Origin of the sequence: Halomonas sp. KAO (assembly GCF_015595025.1) — a bacterium.
Lineage (GTDB): Bacteria > Pseudomonadota > Gammaproteobacteria > Pseudomonadales > Halomonadaceae > Halomonas.
In genome coordinates this window covers 1-17,652 of the sequence record NZ_JADNRL010000008.1, presented here as the reverse complement: position 1 = coordinate 17,652, position 17,652 = coordinate 1, and the positions used below count along the sequence as shown (strand labels likewise).

Sequence of the window (17,652 nt, the reverse complement as noted above, 5' to 3'; positions counted from 1 at the left end):
TCTCCGCATTCAGAAGATCGTCAATGTAGGGACATGACGTTGAGTGCCTCGAATTCTCGGCGCACATAGGGTCGATAGTAATGGTCCAGAGCCAGCTGCAGCCTTAGGCGTTCTGCTTGCTTGCGAAGCCAGCGCGCTGAACTGAAATTATCGGCCAGGGCAATCTCTTCCCTGGCCTGCTGCTCCAGTGCTTGCTCACGCTCATGTAGCACACTCTCTTCCTGAGCGGTCGGAGGCATAAGCCAAGCGAAGGCGCCCAGCGCAAAGCGCGCTGCTGCCGCAAGGCGCCCATGACGGTCCCGTACCTCAGCGTGAGAAGGTGTCACCTCGGGACCGATATGGGCAAGGAGCTCGGGCTCCCTGTGGACGATCTCGGTTACGGTCGAAAAACAACCGGCATTGATGATTGTCGTCACCTCGAACCAGGGGTTTGAGGGGTCGGTATCATCGTACTCCCAGCGTGTCCCGTGGATCGTTAGACGAAACTGCTCTCGCAGTGCCGCTTCCCGAATCAGAGCACCAGTGACCGCATAGGGATGAGGGACAAAGCGTTCCATTGAGGCTCTCCAAGTCATTGGCAATCCAGGGAGAACCTCTCCCGGCGGGGAGGTGGCTCCCCGGCTGGGTGGTTTGATGAAAACGTTACTGATCAGTGCATGGCCGGCGAATCGAACGAACCAGCCGCTTCTCCTGAGTGGGCAGTGGCATAACCACTACCGGTCTCGGACTGCCCTGCTGAGCCAGCGGAGCTGAGGTTGCCGACACCCTGCCCATCGCGACGAGGGGCCTGATAAACCATCTCGCCGTTCACCTTGATCCAGCTGATGAACAGCAGACGTGCCTTGAGACTGACGCCGGTCTGGCCGGCCTTGTCACCCTTCGAGTAGATGAAAGTATCCGTCCAGAGGTCGCCTAGCTTGAAGCCGATCAGCACCTTGCGACCCTCGTACACCGCCTGGCGGCAGCGTTTGACGAGCACTTCGGCATCACGGCCGCTGATCCGACAGTCGAAGCGGGTATAACCCACATCGTCTGCGGGACCATTCAGGGCCGCAATATCGCATGCCCAGAACGCTTCTCCGCGCTTCGGCTTCACCTCCCGAATCCGGTTGAGATAGCCAAGGCCGGTGATATGGAGGTCGAAAAAGCCAGTGGTGGCACTCTGGTGAGTAGTGATTGTCATGGTGTATCTCCTCGGTGATTTCAGGCTGCGCCCGGGAGACACTCGCCCCCTATGGGAAGTCGAGCAGCTTCCCGGGTGAGCAAGGGGGGTGAGTTCAGACGCTGACTCAGCTCATCAACACGCAGTGGTGCCGAGAGCCTGCCAGGGTGCTGTTGCAGCAATCGCAGGGCGATGTCGAGAACACTTCATCCTGCTCGCTATCGCCGGCGACGAGGTAGTCCCCATCGCGCTGCACTGCGGCGATGGAGTCACGCACATTTCGCTCGCGAACGGCGGCGTTCTCTTCATCCAGGAAGTAATCCAGCCCGGTGGCATCGTCATTGGCGATGATCATCAGGCAGTCAGCACAGACCATGACATGGTCGTCGACAATCGTGGCCATGGGGCATTCCTCCAGATTTCCAGGGGGTCCGCCCCCTGGGGAGGCATCTCCCCGAATGGGTGGTAGCAGTGGCATCCTGCCCTGATGGGCGGCCTCGTCTCGGGATGCGCGAGGCCTTTGGAGGTGGCGTACCGCCAAGCGGTGCACCCTTGAAACGCCAGGATGCCAGGGTGTCTCGGTTGGAGCCGGTCGAGACCACCGGGCCGCCAGCGGCGGCACTTGCTCACTGGGAAGCTGCCTGTCATCCCGGCAGCATCTCCTCGCTATCTCCACTCGCAAGACGCGGCACGCCACGCCTTGGGATTGAAGACCATAGAGGGCATTAACAGGGTCGTCGCCGTACCGACAAATACCAGGGTGTCCGCCATGCAACTAGAGCCAAGACATGCCCCTCGTTGTCATGCTTCGCTCACGGTAGCACCCGAATCTCTTCGCGGACGCATTCGGTCGATCAAGCACAGATCCCTGTACAAAGGGCTCCCGTTGGTGATGCGGCGGGCTCCGCAGAAGGGCAGGTGTTTCCAGCGTGGAGACGTCAACCGGCCTGCCGGCTACCCTGGTTCAAGGTAGCTGGCAGGCCGGTCGTCGTATGAGACAGGTGGCCAACTAACCAAGCTGGCCTGGGACTAATGAACCTCGAACCCCGACTGTTGATGATGCAGTGTGAGCCGTATAGGCGGGATGGGGCGTATTCGTCTCGCGAGGTGCGAATACTTTGGGGGATTGAGCGTTGATGCTCAAAGGGCGTTGCGTGATGACCGTCAGCAACCAACGGGGTACATGTTCCATTATTGAGCCTACCCCTTTCACGGTCAAGGCGATGGAGCCTTACGCCGGCTGCCAGCGCCTTTCCTGGGCGCCCTGTCGCGCAACAGGCCACGGCACTCCGGATAGCGCGAGCATCCCCAGAAAGCACCGTACTGGCCCTGACGCTTGCGCATGGGCGCCTGGCACTCCGGGCACGCCTTGCTCTCTTGCTGAGGCATCGTCACCGTGGACTCCCTCGCATGATGCACCAGCTTCTCCACCATGCTGGTCTGACGTGTCATAAAGTCCTCTAGTGCCAGGCGTCCTGCCGCAACATCATCCAGCGCCTGCTCCCAGAGCGCCGTCATCCCGGGGTTGGTGATGACGGAAGGCAACGCATCGATCAGCTGCTGGCCGGTCGGTGTCGAGACCAGGGCACGCTTCTGCCGTTTCATGAAGCCACGCTTCAACAGCGTTTCGATGATGCCGGCCCGCGTTGCCTCGGTACCGATTCCGGCAGTCTCCTTGAGGCGAGCCTTCAGGCGCTCATCTGTCACGAAGCGAGCTGCATGCTTCATGGCGGCGATCAGCGTGCCCTCGGTGAAGGCCTTGGGCGGTGTGGTCCGCTTGGACAGCACCTCGAGGTGCCGGGCCTGACAGGGTTCGCCCTCGCTGACCGGCGGCAGCGGTGGCACTCCCTGCTCCTTCTCACTGCTCTCTTCTGCCGCCATCCGGGTAAAGAGTACGCGCCATCCCTCCACAAGCACCTGGCGCCCCGAGGCTACAAACACTTCCCCCTCCAAGCCTACCCGCACCTCGGTCTGATCATACGCGTGAGCCGGCAGAAACTGGGTCAGGTAGTGGCGACGGATCAAGTCATAGACATTGTGTTCGGCATCGCTCAGCTTGGTCATATCGCATGTTGCCGTCGGGATGATGCCGTGGTGGGCGGTGATCTTGCTATCGTTCCAGACACGGCTCTTGCGATTCGTGTCCAGAAGCTGGCGAAGCGGCGACAGCGCCTCGTCCGAGTGCAGCAGCATCGTCACGATGCGGTCGGCATCCTCAAGCTGCGACTCCGGCAGATACCGACAGTCGGTGCGCGGGTAGCTTGTGGCCTTGTGAACTTCATAGAGTGACTGGGCAATATCCAGTACCTGCTGGGCGCCGTAACCAAAGCGTCGTGAGGCTTCCTGTTGCAGTGATGACAGATCCATCACCAGCGGCGCGGTCTCCTTCTTGCGGCTCGTTTCAAGATGGTTGACACTCCCCTGCTGCCCGGTAACTCGCTGAGCCAGCGACCGGGCGGCTGCCTCGCTGATACAGCGCCCTGCGACATCCTGGATCGAGGCGTCATGCGGCTGCCACTTAGCCTGAAAGGTCCCACCAGCCACCTGCAAGTGAGCCACGACTTCCCAGAAGGGTTGGGGCACGAAGTTCGCAATCTCACGGTCGCGATCCACGACCAGTCGTAGTGCAGGCGTCTGCACACGCCCCACCGAGAGTACACCCTGATACCCCTGCCGCTGGGCCAGCAGCGTATAGGCCCGGGTCAGATTCATCCCGACCAGCCAGTCGGCCCGGCTACGCCCAAGCCCAGCCAGATATAGCGGGTAGGTCACCTCTCCCGGTCTGATACTGGTCAACGCCTTGCGAATCGAGGCGTCGTCCAGGGCCGAGAGCCACAGGCGGGCAACCCTTCCCCTATAACCACAGTAATCCAGCAGCTCACGGGCAATGGTTTCCCCTTCCCGGTCGGCGTCGGTGGCCACCACCACCTCGGTCGCCTGGCCCAGCAGCTTCTTCACCACGCCGAACTGCTTGCGGCTGCTCTTCTTGATTTCCATCTTCCAGGTCGAAGGCAGAATCGGCAGTGTTTCCAGGGACCAACGCTTTAGCGCCGGCTCGTACTGCTCCGGTGGGGCCTGCTCGAGCAAATGTCCGAATCCCCAGGTCACGACACTGCCTTCCCCCTTCAGGAAGCCCTCACTGCGCTTCCCGGCGCCTATCACACGAGCGATATCTCGAGCCTGTGAGGGCTTCTCGCACAGAAACAAACGCATTGGCTCACCTCTCTCATGAACATAGCGAGCAGCTTGGCAAGTTCATCAAAGAGACCGAACAAAGAAGCAAGACGTCAATCCTGGTTGTTTACAACACTCTCGTTCTCTTCAGGATGCTGGATGCCCTGGGGAGAATTCATGCTTACCTGAGCCACTCGGTGAGGCAAGATAGCCACCCGTTCTGCCTGCACCTTGAACGCCGTGCGCGTCTCGCCATTCTGCTCCCAGCTGTCCTGAACCATCTTGCCTACCACCACGATCCGCATACCTCGCTGATACAGTCGAGACCAGCGCTCGGCGTCGCGGTGCCACCACTCCACATCTGCCCAGAAACCGCCACGATCCACGACCTCTCCGTCCTTGGGGACGAGGTTATCGAATCGCACATTGAGCCTGAGCAACGTGCGGGGTGGCTGATTATCACGCACTGGGAAAGTCCGAACCTCCGGATCGCTGCCGATATTTCCCTCGCCGTAGAAGCGCGTGCCCATGAGAATTCTCCTTGATCGTTATCGCTGAAAAGAGACCGCATACTCGATATCCGATAGTGCCTTGCCAATTCGCTTGATCGCCCCGTTGATGGTGGCCGCCTTGGCATTGAACACGCAGCGCCTGACCTCCAGGTCAATGATCGACTGCCGTATCGACTCGGGGATATCGTCTCGCGAAAGAAAGGCCTCCAGCAGCCAAAGCCCCATGCTCTTCTGCTTGTTATCACGCCACTGCAGGGTTCTGGCAGGAATGCCTGACTTACCCCATGGGGTCAGCCAAAGACCACTCGACCGCAGCAAGCCGCCATTCGCTTGCGATGCCATATCGATCGCCTCTTGCCGTGCTGCTCTTGCCGATACTTCCAGCTCATCACGGAGTCGAATCAGCTCCCCCTTACCCTTAAAGGGTTTTAAAAAACCCTTTGCGTAACTATTGAATGCGTCATTGCCGTAGCTATTCGATGCGCTGCTCACCATGCCCCCATGCTCTCTGTGATTACAGTGGAATCACCCCGAGAGGCTCCCTCGGCACGCCACCCAGGTGATTACAGTGGAATCACCTCCAGGAGACTCCCCCGGCATGGCCCCCAGGTGATTACAGTGGAATCACTTCCGGGAGACTCCCTCGGCATCGCACCCAGGTGATTACAGTGGAATCACTCCTGGGAGACTCCTCGGCACCTCGCCCATGTGATTCCAGTGGAATCACCATGAAAGAATTTTTCGCTACTCTTCAGCGGAAGCCGGCGGGGTACCTTTCGGCCCGTCTTCGCTAGTGGGCGCCCTGGACTCCGCCGTCCTGGCAATCGGCGGTGCAAATTCGCTGCGTCTCTTGCCGGAGAGCACATCATCAGGCAGTACACCGAATTTCTCGATGGCATCTCGGGCCTTGGCATTGTTGGCAGCGAAATCGTCCCGGGTGGCACCGCTGAAGCCTGGGTACTTCTGGGTGCTCGCGCACAGGCTGCGCAGAAGATGACCGCCCAGCCGGACGTACTCTTCCATCTGCCGCCGGCCAATCAGGGCAATATGGTGAGCAAGCATGACGCGCCTGACGAAGCGATCGAAGTCGATCAGCAGGCGCAGAGCGAGCCAGCCATGCTGCCCGCCGGTATAGACGGGGAGCTTCAAGGGCTGCTGGTTGAGGTTCTCTTCTACATTCAGCTCCGGTGGCAGCTGTGCCATCAGGCTATCCAGCTCCTGGAGACGTTGATCCAGTTGAGTACGCGTGTCGGCAAGCTTGTCATCCAGCTGCAACAGCCAATGATCTGCATAGGGGTCGTCCTTGGCTGCGTTCTGCTTGATCGCGCCGCAGATCAGCAGGAACTGCCGCATGCCGATGATCTGTGGGCGACCCGTCTCGACTCCTCGGCCCTTCCAGATTCGTGCTGCATGGTGGGTATGAAGCGTCAGCTCGACCTTGCTGCGTAGTGCTCCCAGACGATCAACGGCCATGTCGCGTTGTCCTCATGCTGATGTGTGCCCGCGGTATGGCAGACACTGTCAATCAGTTGATGCCGGGAGAATAGGAGAATCGTTAATGGCTGCTGAGTGGTTTTTCCCCGCCTGAAGGCCATAAGCCCAGCGAGCGTAGGCACTGTTCTCGCGCTGCTTGGGCTTCCTCAGGTGAGGTGGTACCCACCTCGGTGCTCGATGGCGCCGAGGCCTGTGGGGATGGCGATACAATCCTTTGAACCGCCGGCTGCTTTACGGCGGCAGCAGGGCTCTGCTGCGCCATCCCCGTCCGGCGCTCCGCCTGCGCCTGGGCATAACCGGTCACCACGAACTCGCCGCTGATGGCCCGCTTGATCAGCCCTCGCAGGAAGCCCTTGGGGTTTCGCACCGAGCCACCGCTCACACGTCCTGCCGCCTCATCGAGAATCGCCTGTTGGGTGTCGCCGGCCAGATCCGCCATCAGAAGCTGGGTCGCCTGACGTTCGCTCCCATCCATCGAGAGACATGCCGGCCAGTGCAGGCTCACGGCTGAGGTACTTGTAGGTTTTACACAGTGTGAAGTACGTACTGTACGGGAAGAACTATCCGAGTTTTCGTCGAGAACTGTCCCGATAGCCAGGTAAGCCTTTGATTCTAGACTTGGTTCTCTCTGAAAACCCGGGGGACTCTCTCTGCTGACCCGGCCTGGTTCTTGCTGAGAGCTTGGCACCGGGACTTGGTTTCCTCCCTGGTTCTTCTGCTCACTCGCGCTGGAGAACTGTGTGTCCTGACGCTTAACCGATGAAGTGTCCCTGGTATTTTGGGAACGAGATACCAGGGTCTCGAGACGCGTTGGCAGCTCATGCAGGGCCCCGGCCTCCTGGAGCTCCTCGAACACCATGGCAGCGACGGTCTTGACCACCTTGTTCTGGTGATCCAGGCAGCGGCAGACATACTCCACGTAGTCGGCATCCAGCACCGAAGCTTCCGCGGGCGATAGCGGTTCGTCGTGCAGGATATAGACGTTGCCGATGATGCGACCGTTCTGGGTGTTGCGCGCCCGATGGCCGAGACTGACCCAGCGAGTCAGGCGCAGAACAGCGATAACGCGGGCGACCGTGGCCCTCGAAGCCTTCTGGCCCGGAGCTCCCCGCAGCAAGGGCTGCAGCTCATCATAGGTCGGCACCGCGGTGGTTCGGTCCGGATTGACCAGCATCCGCATCATCTGCCAGCCCAGCTTGTCGACGTGCCCCAGGCGAGGGTCCAGCAGCAGCGCCCGTGGTACGGCCTCATGAGGGTTTCCGAAGAACAGCAGGCCATCAAGATCTGATGCTGACGCTCCAGACCTCCCCGTCTCACTGTTCACAATGTCAGACGCCGGGGGCTCGCCCCGGCGCAGGGTCATCTCGGAGGCCGCATGGCCAATCAGGCGGTCCAGCCCCTTCCGAGTGGCATCACGCAGCTGCACCATCACCGCCCTCCCTCAGGAGACGTCCACTCTTCGGTCGGAGGCGCCGTGCGCGGCTGGCCGGGGTCGCCCCACTGCTTGATCAGATGCCACACCACCGCCAGCGGGATCTCGGTTTCCTCGGCCAGGGTGACCATGCCCTGCAGATCGTCTTCCGCCTTGGGGTCCAGGGCAATGTGCTGCCAGCGCTCCCAGGCATCATGCTCTACCTGCTCCGATGGCATCGCCAGACGACCCTGGCGCGGTGCTATGCCCAGCAGCTGGCGACGAGTCGAGCAGTCGTTGCCGGTCAGGCCGAAGAAGGCTCCCATCATGCTGACACTGGCCCCCAGCCTCAGGCAGCGATCAATCAAGGTCTCACGATCCTGGTCACGATCGATGCGTGCCAGAACACCACGCAGAGCGGCATGGTCCACCGAAAAACGTGCCACCACCGGCCCTGCGCAGGCCAGCGAGTCGATATCGCTCGCTCTCAGCCGTCGCAAGGTGCGTAGCTCATCCTCGCTGAAACCGAGGGCCAGCGCTCGGCGCATATTGCCCTCCCGAAGAAACCCCATGACCTGGCTGAGCAGCGCCTGATTCAAGTTTGCGGATGAAGAGCTCATGACTGGGTCTCCTGCTGTCCCGGAAGATGTTCACGAAGGCGGCGGATCAACCGCACCAGACGAAAGAAACGAAGCAGTACCGAGTCGTCCCAGGCACTCTCATCGCCCTCTTCCCGATGGGTGCCAAGCAGCGCTCCCCATAGGGTGGCATCCGCGGGATACTCGGGATTGAGCTCACCGCGAAGGCTCGCCAGCGCCTGCCAGGCGATGCGTGAACGACGGTCGGCGGAATCCGGCAACGGGTTGAGGTCGAAGCCGATACTCTCGTCATCGGCGACCACCACATCGCTGCCGCCGAAGCCACCCCAACGCGCAATCACCTGCACCAGTTCACGGATACGAATACGCAAAGAGCGCGGCTCATCCTCTACCCCCTCGATAAACCAGACGTCGGCAATGGGTGGGGTAATCTCGCCGGAGAGTACCGGTGCCGCCAGAGGGGCCAGCTGCTCGAAGTCGAAGCTCGGCACCCCGAGCTCGCTGGCCAGATGGTGGCGATAGCCGCGCTTTCCCGGGCTCTCTTCCCAGCTGGACTGAGTCAGCCCCTCCAGACGGGCGCCCCGTTCAACTTCTGTCCGAGCGGCCCCCTCTGGCCAGTCGACCGCCTCCTCTGCGGCCGTGGCCATGAGTACAGGCCCAGGTTCCGAGACTGGCTCACCAAACTCAGGCATTACAGCGGACTGCGATTCGCTCAGCCGCTTCTTTTCACGCTCCAGCGCGGCAACCTGCTCACGAAGTCGGAGCAACTCGGCACTCTCCACCCTCTCGCCATCGGCAGGCGCCTCTCTACCAAGAGTTCGCGGCGATGGCAGCTGCTCTACTTGTGGTTCAGAGCCAGGCACGGGGTTCTGTGCCTTCGACGCACTATCTGCAGAGGAATCGGCAGCGCTATCAGGTAGCGGTGGATAGAGTGAGGGCGGCTGGGCATCAGGATCGCGCATCTGCTGTAATTCAACGTCCAGGGCCTCGAAAGCTTGGTGCTCTTCCAGGTCCCAGCGGCGCTTGCGATAGGTGACGATATTGTCGAGCGTCAGTTCGCAGATGTTGAAATGGACCCCGGTATCATCCGACAACATTCCGCACAGCCGATCCACCACGATGCTCCAGTTCATCTCGGTCTGGCCCTCGTCATCGAACCAGGCCATGGTCTGGTGCCAAGCTTCGGCAAAGCCTTCGGGTGCGACTTCTTCGGTACAGCGCTCCCAGATCAGCCGGCAGGCTTCCCGGTAGCTGATCAGTTTCTCGACCTGTGGCCGCCCCAGGCCGCTGTAAAGGGTATTGGGCAGTGTGGGCAGCAAGTGCTCGACGGTGTAGAGCATCTTGCTGATGTGACTCTGGGCAACCTGATAGCCATCCTCGGCAAGGCGCTTGACCAGCTCACGCTGCGAGAGCGTGTCACTGCTCTCTTCCTCATACATCACCTTGGCATCCACCACGCCCTTGGCACGCTCGATCCAGAGTAGCTGGCCACGATTGTCGTTCTCGCTGAGATGCCCCGTCAGCATCTTCACTTCCGACTGCCAGGGTCTGTAGAGGGCATAGAAGGCATGGAAACGCGAGTCACCGGTCTCCTCATAGAGCTCGCGCAGGATCTGCAGGCGGGTATTGCCTCCATCACAGATCGTGTATTGCTTCTCGCCCGGTCGCTGGGTGACAGGTGGCTTATGCTTGAGACCCGCAGCGCGGATCGATGCCTTGATCTCCTCGTACTTGGGGTTCTGAACCTGCCGGGGGTTGTGCTCGTAGGGCTTGAGCATATCCAGCGTGACCCAGACGGCCATCTCCTGATCGGGTGGTGTCACGGCTTCCACGGGCTGCCCCTGACGCCTGGGGCCCGGCTGCATCAAGCGTTCGCGGAGCTGCTGGTCGGTAGGACGTTTCATTGACTGATTTCCTTGGTGACGGTGCTGACAGAAGCGATGCCGGCGGCCGGCATCTGACTGCTGATGACAGTGGAATCACTCGTCATGACGGCACCTCTGCTGCCACTCCGCCCGGCGCAGCTGGGAACGTGCATTCAGCTCGGCCCGGCGATCCTTGGTGGTGAAGGAGGTGAAGACCGGGGCACAGCCCGGCTTGCTGAATCTCAGGTGCCCACCGCTGGTACGCTGCACTTCCCAGCCACGAGTTGCGGCATAGCGCACCAGACGCTGCATCCCCTTGCACCCACGTGCTGCTGAGAGCGACTTATTCATCGTTGGCCTCCTCGATCTCCCAGAAGCGCTTCAACAAGGCATCACCGTCCTCGACGAAGGTGTGGATCTCATGGCCGCTATAGGTAGCCATCTGAATCACCGCGAGGGCAGCCTCCTGCAGGTCCACATCGAGCCCACGCAGGCGTTGCATCTCGAAGGGCCAGCGGTAGCCGTTGTAGAGTCCGAGGAGGAGGCGTCGCAGGTGATGAGACTGGCCGCTATGGCCCTGTGCCGCATGGATCAAGTGCTCAAGAGCGGCAAGGCCTTGCTGCTCGGCCTCGAGCTGACGCAGACGGGTCTCATTCATGACCTGAGCCAGTGCCTGTGAAAGACGGGAGCGATGCTCGGGTGTACGCACGCGATACTGGCTCATGAGGCTACCTCCTGATGCTGCCAGGCTAACGGCTTGAAGCACGCCGACTCCCCTTGGAACGTCAGGTGAACGGTTCCAGTAGGCCCGTTGCGCTGCTTACCCAGAATCAGCTCGGCCAGGCCGTGACTCTCCTCGTTGTCGGGGTGATAGACCTCGTCGCGGTATATGAAAGCGATGACATCGGCGTCCTGCTCCAGCGCACCGCTGTCACGCAGGTCGGCCATGCAGGGACGCTTGTTGGGGCGGGCTTCCAGGGAGCGGTTGAGCTGCGACAAGGCAATCACCGGGGCGCGCAGCTCCTTGGCGGTCTCCTTGAGAATGCGACTTATCTTGCCCACCTCGAGAGTGCGGTTTTCGCTGCCCGGCTCCTGAAGCAGTTGCAGGTAGTCCACCAGGATCATGGAGGGCCGCCCGAAGCGCCTCGTCATGCGGCGAGCACGAGCCTTCAGGCTGGAGGCGGTGATCCCGGAGGCATCATCGATCAGCAGCTTCCCGTCCAGCTGGGTGAGCCGACTGACCGCAGCGGTTACCTTGGGCCAGTCCTCGTCTACCATCTTTCCGGTACGCAGCTTCTGCAAGGAGACATCCCCGAGGCTGGCGATCAGCCGCAGCATCAGCTGCGATTCGGGCATCTCCAGAGAGAAGATAAAGACCGGACCTGCTACCTGCTCTGCCGTCAGCGCATGCTCCGCGAAGCCGAGCCCCATGGCGGTCTTGCCCATGGAGGGGCGGCCGGCCAGGATGATGAGGTCTCCCGGCTGCCAGCCCGCTGTCATGGCATCCAGCTCACCAAGTCCGCTCGGAAGGCCCGTCACTCCACCCTGGGCATTGAAGGCCTGGTCGATGACGTTGATGGCCTCCCCCAACATCTCCTTCATGGAGCTCAGCCGCTCATGGCGCTCCTCCGTCAATGCGAAGAGCTTCTGCTCCGCTTCCTCGATCAGCTCGGCGGCCGAGCGGCCTTGGGCACTAAGGGCCTTCTGGTTAAGCGTGAAGCAGGTGTGAACCAGCTGACGCAGTGCATGGCGGTCACGCACGATCTCTGCATAGGTCGTTACATTGGCCGCGCTGGGCGTATTGCGGGCCAGCTCTGCCAGAAAGGCGAGCCCTCCCACCTGCTCCAGCTGCTGTGTCTCCTCCAGTGCTTCGGAGACGGTCACCACATCCATGGGCTGGTCCCGCTCGGCCAGCGTCTTGATTGCCTGAAACACCAGGCGATGGTCCTGCTGATAGAACATCGCCGGCGCCAGGCGGTCGGCGATTTCATCCCACATGGCGTTATCCAGCAGCAGGCCGCCCAGCACTGACTGTTCGGCTTCCAGGCTGTGGGGAGGCAGGTAGCCGGTTTCGGGTCGCTCTTCGGCTATCCGAAGGTCGACCAGGTTCTCAATGGCACTCATCGTGGCAGCCCCCCAGCATGGTGGTGGTACTGACCATGGCGTCGATCAGCCGCTGCCAGTCGGCGTTGAGCTCACAGGCCATCAGCTTGACCTGATCGGCAGCGGCGGGCGACTTGCGGCCGGCAGGTTTGCGCGGTTCGAACTGGTGAGCCGGCAGCCCGGCGCTGGCCGCCTGTCGGAAGGCGACTCCTGCGCGGATGGTGCTCTGCATGACGGTGACGCCCTGATCGCCGGCGGCGAACATCTCCGCCAGCGTCTGGTGGATGCCCCGCGCATCGGCGGTTTCATCCAGGCGGTTCACAAGCACGGAAATGGGGGGAACAGAAAGGTGGGTGAACTGGCTGAGCGCCTCGAGATCGCGTAGCAGACCAACGGTGCCGCGCACGAACTCACGGGCGGAAAGCAGCTCGGGGGTGATGGGAGAGAGGGCATGATCGGAGGCCAGGACCGCCATCTCAAGGGTGATCGAACGTGCCCCCTGGGTGTCGATCAAGATGAGGTCATAGTCCGACATGCTGGAGAGCAGCTGGGCGAGTCGGAAGCGCCCATCCGGGGCGTTGAGCAGCAGTTGGGGGAGCTGACCGGCATGATCGTTGGAGATCACTACATCCAGGTTGGGATGAGCCGTCTGCGATATGACGCGGTCAGGAGCCGTATCGCTGAGTGCGATCAGCTCGTAGGTGCCGCCAGGGGCTTCGGTACGAAGGGGATAGTAACTGGAGAGCGTGGGCTGGCTGTCCAGGTCGATGAACAGGACCTTGAGGCCCGCATCGGCCAACAGGCCACCCAGGTTGGCGGTGACGGTGGTCTTGCCGACCCCACCCTTGGTCGAAACAACGGATACAACACGCATAACCTCACCTCGGTTCCAGATGGAAACAAGTGTGAGGCTGATGATCTGTCTCTATTTCACGAAGCTGCCGGCGCTAAGCCACCCTGACAGAGCTTCCTTATCGTGCTGCCAAGCCGATGATTTTCAAGGCTTTCAATTGGTGCCGACACCAGGAGTCGAACCCGGGACCTACTGATTACAAGTCAGTTGCTCTACCAACTGAGCTATGTCGGCAATAATCGCACTGAATGCGACATGGAGGACCATTCCTCCTGGCGAGGAAAACCGTGAACTTGGGTCCACGGTCTTTCGAAAACGAGGTTGGCGATGGCTGGGGTACCAGGATTCGAACCTGGGAATGCCGATACCAAAAACCGGTGCCTTACCACTTGGCTATACCCCAGCAGCTTGGTGGCCAGAGAGGGAATCGAACCCCCGACACGGGGATTTTCAATCCCCTGCTCTACCGACTGAGCTATCTGGCCCCTTGCCAACGGTGCGTATTAAACCCCAACCAGCTTTTCGCGTCAACCCCTTTCTTATCATCAAGATGAGGGCGGCATGTAACCCTCGGCCTGATCGGTCTCCCGGTTGTCGAGGAAGCGCTCCATCTGCTCCATCAGGTACTCGCGGGAAGAAGGTTCGAGCATATTGAGATGCTTCTCGTTGATCAGGCGCGTCTGCAGGGCCTGCCACTCTTCCCATGCCCGGCGCGAAACACTGGCCTGGATCTCCTGGCCCTTCTTTCCAGGCAGAGGGGGGAATGGCAGGGCGTCGAGCTCCTGCTGATACTTGCGGCAGAACACGGTCTGACTCATGAGACGTCTCCTTGGCAGATGGAAGCTCAGGGCCCTGGCGGCATGTCCAGGGTGAAGGTCGCCAGGCTCGCCAGCAGGGCCTTCACTGGGGCCGCCAGGCCCACGGCATCGGGATTATCGGGATCGTACCAGCGGCGCGCCTCTCCGATCGAATCGAGGCTCCCGATCCACGCCGGCTGGGGCGTGATCTCCAGACGGAAGTGGCTGAAGACATGGGTGAAGGAGGCGCCCGGGGCATCGAGCCGGCTGCCTGGGGCATGGGTATCGAGCCAGGCCTGCAGTGCCGACGCGTCATCGAACTGCGGCAGGCTCCAGAGCCCACCCCACAGGCCACTGGAGGGTCGCTGTTCCAGCAACACCCTTCCACGCGCATCGCGCAGCAGCAGCATGCGAGTGGTGCGCGTGGGCAGCGCCTTCTTCGGTTTGGATTCCGGGAAGCGGCGCTCCTCACCTCGTGCATGGGCCACACAGACATCGCTGAAGGGGCAGCGGCCACACTCGGGGGTGCCGCGCCGACACAGCGTGGCGCCCAGGTCCATCATCGCCTGGGTGTAGTCGGCCAGGCGATGGTCCGGCGTATAGTGATCGGCCAGCGCCCATAGCCTGCGCTCCACCGCCGGACGCCCCGGCCACCCCGCCACGGCATGCAGCCGGGTGAGGCTGCGCTTGACGTTGCCATCGAGGATCACCGCCCGCCGCCCCTGGCTCTGAGCGATGATGGCGCCGGCGGTGGAGCGGCCGATACCCGGCAGGGCCGCCATCTCGTCGAGGCTGTGGAGTGGAAACTCTCCGCCATGCTCCTCCACCACCACCCGGGCGGCCTTGTGCAGGTTGCGGCCCCTGGCGTAATAGCCGAGCCCGGTCCACAGATGCAGCACCTCATCCTGCTCCGCCGCCGCCAGGCGGCGCAGGTCGGGAAAGCGCGCCATGAAGCGCTCGAAGTAGGGGATCACGGTGGCCACCTGGGTCTGCTGCAGCATGATCTCAGAGACCCACACCCGATAGGGCGTGCGATCTTGTTGCCAGGGCAGGTCATGGCGGCCGTGCTGATCGAACCAGTCGAGCAGACGCCGCTGAAAGGTGGCGGGCGCGAGTACGGGTGTCGGTGTATCGGTCATTGAAGCTCAAAAAAAGGCGCCGGCACGAGGCCGACGCAGGGACTGACTTTGCTCACTCGAAGAGACCCCTCAAGGAGTCACGAAGTTCCTTGCCGGCACCCTCGCCGAGGCGCTCCTCGAGCTTGTCGAGGGCCCCCTCCAGCTGCTGCTCCACGGCATCGCCGGCACGCTCGCCAAGCTCATCGCGCAGTGCCTCGCCGACGGCCGCCTGGAAGCCGGTGCTGTCGAAGCGACACCATTCGGCGCTATCGCCGTCGAGGCTGCCCTCGCAGCGTACCGGAAGGGGCAGGCGCTCGAGGCGGCGATTGACCTTGCAGGCCATATCGGCGGTATCCACCACTCGCGCCGCGGCACGCAGATCGAAGCGCTCGCTGGTCAGGTCGAGCCAGCCCTCGCCGCCCACATCGATCCCCGGCAGGGTAACGACGAGGTCATCGCTCTCCACGACGCCGTCGCGCACCTCGAGGGTGGCCTCGGCGCGCTCGAAGCGCGTATCAGGCGCCCACTCGCGCTGGGTCGACTCCCCCTGCAGGGTCGCCACGGCGCTGCACAGCTCCCGGGAAATATTGATGTCGAGGATCGCGCCATCGCCCAGTCGCGTGGCGAGGCGCCCATTGAGACCGCGCTTCATCACCGGCCAGGCATTGCCATGGGTGGTCAGCTCGCCGTCGACAAAGGCTTGGCCCCGCAGCGGCGCCCGCTCATCTCCCTCGCCCAGCGCCTCCAGCAGAGCGTCGACACGCACCCGCTCCAGGCGCGGCGCCAAACGCCAGGCGATGGGGTCACGCGTCAGATCAAGCTCGCCCGTGGCGGCCAGGCTCCCTTCGTAGAAGGCCGACTCCAGCGACGCCAGCCGCAGTCGGCCATCCTCACCCTCGAGCGCCAGCGAGGCGTCCTGAAACTCCAGGCCACCCAGCCGCAGCTGGCTCAGGGTCAGGCTGGCGTCCAGCGACAGTTCACGCAGCCAGTCGACGGGCAACATATCGCCCTCCTGGGCATAGGCGCGACCGATGCCGGGCGACCAAAGACCCGCGCCGTCCGGGGCGGCCCCCGAAGCGGCCGGCAGATAGGCATCCAGGTTCAGGCTATCTCCCTGCAACTCGGCCTCCAGGCGGCGTCCATCGAGACCCGCCGTCAGCCGCCCGGTGAAGGTGCTGTCATCGAGCACCAGGGTCATGCCGGTGAGGTCCACTCGCTGGAGGTCGCCCTCCAGGGGTGTCGTCAGCGCCACGTCGGTGAGGGCCTCGGGGTCGGCCGTGGCCGGCAGGCTGCCGAACCGTTCGAGCCATGGCCGCAGCGAGGTCGGCGCCAGGCGCAGCTGACCGTCGTAGCGTGGTTCATCGTAGAGGGCGGCAAGATTGAGATTGCCGCTCAGGCGCAGGCCATCATTACCACTCAGCGTCAGGTCCCGCAGCTGGGCGCTGCCATCGGCGAGATCAGACTCCAGAACGAAGTCCATGACCAGCGAGAGAGGAGCCTCACCCAGCGCGGCATGCTCGAGCGTCGCATTCAGCGTGCCGCGCTCCAGGCGCAACTGACGCTCCCTCGCGTCGACCACCAGCCGCTGGCCACTCAGCTCCAGCTGCTGGGGGCTCTTCACGCCGGCCAGCTGGTTGTGGGTGACCAGGGAGAGATCCTCGAGACTATAGCGGCGCTCGGCCAGGGCCAGGGCGAGACGCCCCTGCAGGGTGACGTCACTGGCCAGCTTCGGCACGGTATCACCGGCACCCGTCGGGGTATCATGGCCAAGCAGCTGGAAGCTGGTCGTGAAGGGGAAGGGACGCCGCGGGTTGACGTTACGCCCGGTCACCGAGAGCCCCTTGAGATGCAGCGAGCGGCCGATGGCCCGATCGGTATAGTTCACCTCGCCGTCCTTGACCTCCACCCGGGCGATATTGAAGGCCACGGAGGGCCCACTGCCACCCGGTGTCGGCGCCGTGGAGGCAGTGGCCGGTGTCGGCAGCTCCTCGTCGTCATCGGCCAGGCGCTCGAGCAGCGTCTCCCAGTTGCCGCGGCCGCGCTCGTCACGCGCCAGGTTGAGGCGCAGGCCATCCAGGGCCATGCCGTCGATGGCCACCTCTCCGCGCAGCAGCGACGTGAAGGCCAGGCTCACCTCCGCGCGGCGAAAGGCCATGAAGGCCATGTCCTGCTCGATGGACTGCTCCGGCAGCCAGGCCTCGGCCAGTTCCACGCCGACCCCCAGTCGCGGGTAGAACGACCAGGAGAGGGGGCCCTTGAGGTCAAGGGTCAGGCCGGTGCGCTCCTTTACCACCTCCTCCAGTTCCGGCTTGAGGTCTTCAGGGTCGAGGAAGGTGGTAACGTAGATCACCGCCCCCACGGCCAGCACGGCGATGATACCGGTGGCGGCCAGCAGGGTGCTCAACAGACGCTTCATCGTGGCGACTCCTTGGAATGACGGCCCGGAAGAGCGAGTTCGTAATGGTCGCCACTGCGAGCGAGACGATAACCGAGCCGCGAGAGCATCAGCTGGTCGGCCATCTGCAGCTGGGCCACCTCGACACGCAGTGGCCTGCCCTCGGCAC

The 17,652-nt window shown here is 62.5% G+C and carries 17 protein-coding genes and 3 tRNA genes; all 20 read right to left on the bottom strand.

Going from position 1 to position 17,652, the window contains the following annotated elements; translation table 11 throughout:
• Positions 1–20: 20 nt before the first annotated feature.
• The 20 genes from IOC61_RS02870 to IOC61_RS02775 all read right to left on the bottom strand — a co-directional run bounded on the left by IOC61_RS02870 (position 21) and on the right by IOC61_RS02775 (position 17,504).
• A complete protein-coding gene (locus IOC61_RS02870) occupies positions 21–557 on the bottom strand; it encodes a hypothetical protein (protein WP_027962005.1) in 537 nt (178 codons plus the stop codon).
• A gap of 92 nt (positions 558–649) precedes the next feature.
• A complete protein-coding gene (locus IOC61_RS02865) occupies positions 650–1,183 on the bottom strand; it encodes an STY4534 family ICE replication protein (RefSeq protein WP_027962006.1) in 534 nt (177 codons plus the stop codon).
• A gap of 106 nt (positions 1,184–1,289) precedes the next feature.
• A complete protein-coding gene (locus tag IOC61_RS02860) occupies positions 1,290–1,565 on the bottom strand; it encodes a hypothetical protein (RefSeq protein ID WP_043488123.1) in 276 nt (91 codons plus the stop codon).
• An 812-nt stretch (positions 1,566–2,377) separates the two neighbouring features.
• The gene (locus IOC61_RS02855) at positions 2,378–4,375 is read right to left on the bottom strand and encodes a DNA topoisomerase III (protein ID WP_195687372.1); all 1,998 of its coding nucleotides are present in this window, start codon (positions 4,373–4,375) and stop codon (positions 2,378–2,380) included.
• A 74-nt stretch (positions 4,376–4,449) separates the two neighbouring features.
• Positions 4,450–4,866, bottom strand: a complete 417-nt coding sequence (locus IOC61_RS02850) for a single-stranded DNA-binding protein (RefSeq protein WP_027962008.1) — start codon at positions 4,864–4,866, stop codon at positions 4,450–4,452.
• Positions 4,867–4,884: 18 nt separating this feature from the next.
• Positions 4,885–5,343 (bottom strand): DUF3158 family protein, encoded by a 459-nt coding sequence (locus IOC61_RS02845; RefSeq protein WP_195687371.1) that lies wholly within the window; start codon positions 5,341–5,343, stop codon positions 4,885–4,887.
• Between the two features lie 249 nt (positions 5,344–5,592).
• Positions 5,593–6,321, bottom strand: a complete 729-nt coding sequence (locus IOC61_RS02840) for a PFL_4669 family integrating conjugative element protein (protein WP_195687370.1) — start codon at positions 6,319–6,321, stop codon at positions 5,593–5,595.
• Between the two features lie 82 nt (positions 6,322–6,403).
• Positions 6,404–7,771, bottom strand: a complete 1,368-nt coding sequence (locus tag IOC61_RS02835; RefSeq protein WP_195687369.1) for an STY4528 family pathogenicity island replication protein — start codon at positions 7,769–7,771, stop codon at positions 6,404–6,406.
• Positions 7,771–8,373, bottom strand: coding sequence for a DUF2857 domain-containing protein (locus IOC61_RS02830; protein ID WP_051530318.1), 603 nt, complete (start codon positions 8,371–8,373; stop codon positions 7,771–7,773). Before IOC61_RS02830 ends, IOC61_RS02835 begins: the two co-directional genes overlap by 1 nt.
• Positions 8,370–10,256: a ParB family protein gene (locus IOC61_RS02825; RefSeq protein WP_195687368.1), complete on the bottom strand. Its 1,887-nt coding sequence runs from the start codon at positions 10,254–10,256 to the stop codon at positions 8,370–8,372. Before IOC61_RS02825 ends, IOC61_RS02830 begins: the two co-directional genes overlap by 4 nt.
• 75 nt (positions 10,257–10,331) lie before the next feature.
• Entirely contained in the window at positions 10,332–10,568 is a 237-nt protein-coding gene (locus IOC61_RS02820) for a hypothetical protein (RefSeq protein WP_027962012.1), read from the bottom strand.
• The gene (locus IOC61_RS02815) at positions 10,561–10,941 is read right to left on the bottom strand and encodes a DUF7673 family protein (protein ID WP_051530319.1); all 381 of its coding nucleotides are present in this window, start codon (positions 10,939–10,941) and stop codon (positions 10,561–10,563) included. Before IOC61_RS02815 ends, IOC61_RS02820 begins: the two co-directional genes overlap by 8 nt.
• Complete coding sequence (gene dnaB, locus IOC61_RS02810) at positions 10,938–12,341, bottom strand: replicative DNA helicase (protein ID WP_195687367.1); 1,404 nt, start codon at positions 12,339–12,341, stop codon at positions 10,938–10,940. Before dnaB ends, IOC61_RS02815 begins: the two co-directional genes overlap by 4 nt.
• Positions 12,328–13,194 (bottom strand): ParA family protein, encoded by an 867-nt coding sequence (locus tag IOC61_RS02805; RefSeq protein ID WP_195687366.1) that lies wholly within the window; start codon positions 13,192–13,194, stop codon positions 12,328–12,330. The genes dnaB and IOC61_RS02805 overlap by 14 nt, the downstream gene beginning before the upstream one ends.
• Positions 13,195–13,331: 137 nt before the next feature.
• Positions 13,332–13,407: transfer RNA gene (locus IOC61_RS02800), tRNA-Thr, on the bottom strand.
• Between the two features lie 94 nt (positions 13,408–13,501).
• A tRNA-Gln gene (locus IOC61_RS02795) sits at positions 13,502–13,576 on the bottom strand.
• Positions 13,577–13,582: 6 nt separating this feature from the next.
• Positions 13,583–13,658 (bottom strand) — tRNA-Phe (locus IOC61_RS02790).
• A gap of 60 nt (positions 13,659–13,718) precedes the next feature.
• On the bottom strand, positions 13,719–13,991 hold the full coding sequence (locus IOC61_RS02785) for an oxidative damage protection protein (RefSeq protein ID WP_195687365.1): 273 nt from the start codon (positions 13,989–13,991) through the stop codon (positions 13,719–13,721).
• Between the two features lie 26 nt (positions 13,992–14,017).
• The gene (mutY, locus tag IOC61_RS02780) at positions 14,018–15,109 is read right to left on the bottom strand and encodes an A/G-specific adenine glycosylase (RefSeq protein ID WP_195687364.1); all 1,092 of its coding nucleotides are present in this window, start codon (positions 15,107–15,109) and stop codon (positions 14,018–14,020) included.
• A gap of 52 nt (positions 15,110–15,161) precedes the next feature.
• The gene (locus IOC61_RS02775) at positions 15,162–17,504 is read right to left on the bottom strand and encodes an AsmA family protein (RefSeq protein ID WP_195687363.1); all 2,343 of its coding nucleotides are present in this window, start codon (positions 17,502–17,504) and stop codon (positions 15,162–15,164) included.
• Positions 17,505–17,652: the final 148 nt, after the last annotated feature.

Bases quoted from the DNA above. Each gene is read 5' to 3' on its own strand.
- IOC61_RS02870 (WP_027962005.1), bottom strand. From the start codon at position 557: ATGGAACGCTTTGTCCCTCATCCCTATGCGGTCACTGGTGCTCTGATT.
- IOC61_RS02865 (WP_027962006.1), bottom strand. From the start codon at position 1,183: ATGACAATCACTACTCACCAGAGTGCCACCACTGGCTTTTTCGACCTC.
- IOC61_RS02860 (WP_043488123.1), bottom strand. From the start codon at position 1,565: ATGGCCACGATTGTCGACGACCATGTCATGGTCTGTGCTGACTGCCTG.
- IOC61_RS02855 (WP_195687372.1), bottom strand. From the start codon at position 4,375: ATGCGTTTGTTTCTGTGCGAGAAGCCCTCACAGGCTCGAGATATCGCT.
- IOC61_RS02850 (WP_027962008.1), bottom strand. From the start codon at position 4,866: ATGGGCACGCGCTTCTACGGCGAGGGAAATATCGGCAGCGATCCGGAG.
- IOC61_RS02845 (WP_195687371.1), bottom strand. From the start codon at position 5,343: ATGGTGAGCAGCGCATCGAATAGCTACGGCAATGACGCATTCAATAGT.
- IOC61_RS02840 (WP_195687370.1), bottom strand. From the start codon at position 6,321: ATGGCCGTTGATCGTCTGGGAGCACTACGCAGCAAGGTCGAGCTGACG.
- IOC61_RS02835 (WP_195687369.1), bottom strand. From the start codon at position 7,771: ATGGTGCAGCTGCGTGATGCCACTCGGAAGGGGCTGGACCGCCTGATT.
- IOC61_RS02830 (WP_051530318.1), bottom strand. From the start codon at position 8,373: ATGAGCTCTTCATCCGCAAACTTGAATCAGGCGCTGCTCAGCCAGGTC.
- IOC61_RS02825 (WP_195687368.1), bottom strand. From the start codon at position 10,256: ATGAAACGTCCTACCGACCAGCAGCTCCGCGAACGCTTGATGCAGCCG.
- IOC61_RS02820 (WP_027962012.1), bottom strand. From the start codon at position 10,568: ATGAATAAGTCGCTCTCAGCAGCACGTGGGTGCAAGGGGATGCAGCGT.
- IOC61_RS02815 (WP_051530319.1), bottom strand. From the start codon at position 10,941: ATGAGCCAGTATCGCGTGCGTACACCCGAGCATCGCTCCCGTCTTTCA.
- dnaB (WP_195687367.1), bottom strand. From the start codon at position 12,341: ATGAGTGCCATTGAGAACCTGGTCGACCTTCGGATAGCCGAAGAGCGA.
- IOC61_RS02805 (WP_195687366.1), bottom strand. From the start codon at position 13,194: ATGCGTGTTGTATCCGTTGTTTCGACCAAGGGTGGGGTCGGCAAGACC.
- IOC61_RS02785 (WP_195687365.1), bottom strand. From the start codon at position 13,991: ATGAGTCAGACCGTGTTCTGCCGCAAGTATCAGCAGGAGCTCGACGCC.
- mutY (WP_195687364.1), bottom strand. From the start codon at position 15,109: ATGACCGATACACCGACACCCGTACTCGCGCCCGCCACCTTTCAGCGG.
- IOC61_RS02775 (WP_195687363.1), bottom strand. From the start codon at position 17,504: ATGAAGCGTCTGTTGAGCACCCTGCTGGCCGCCACCGGTATCATCGCC.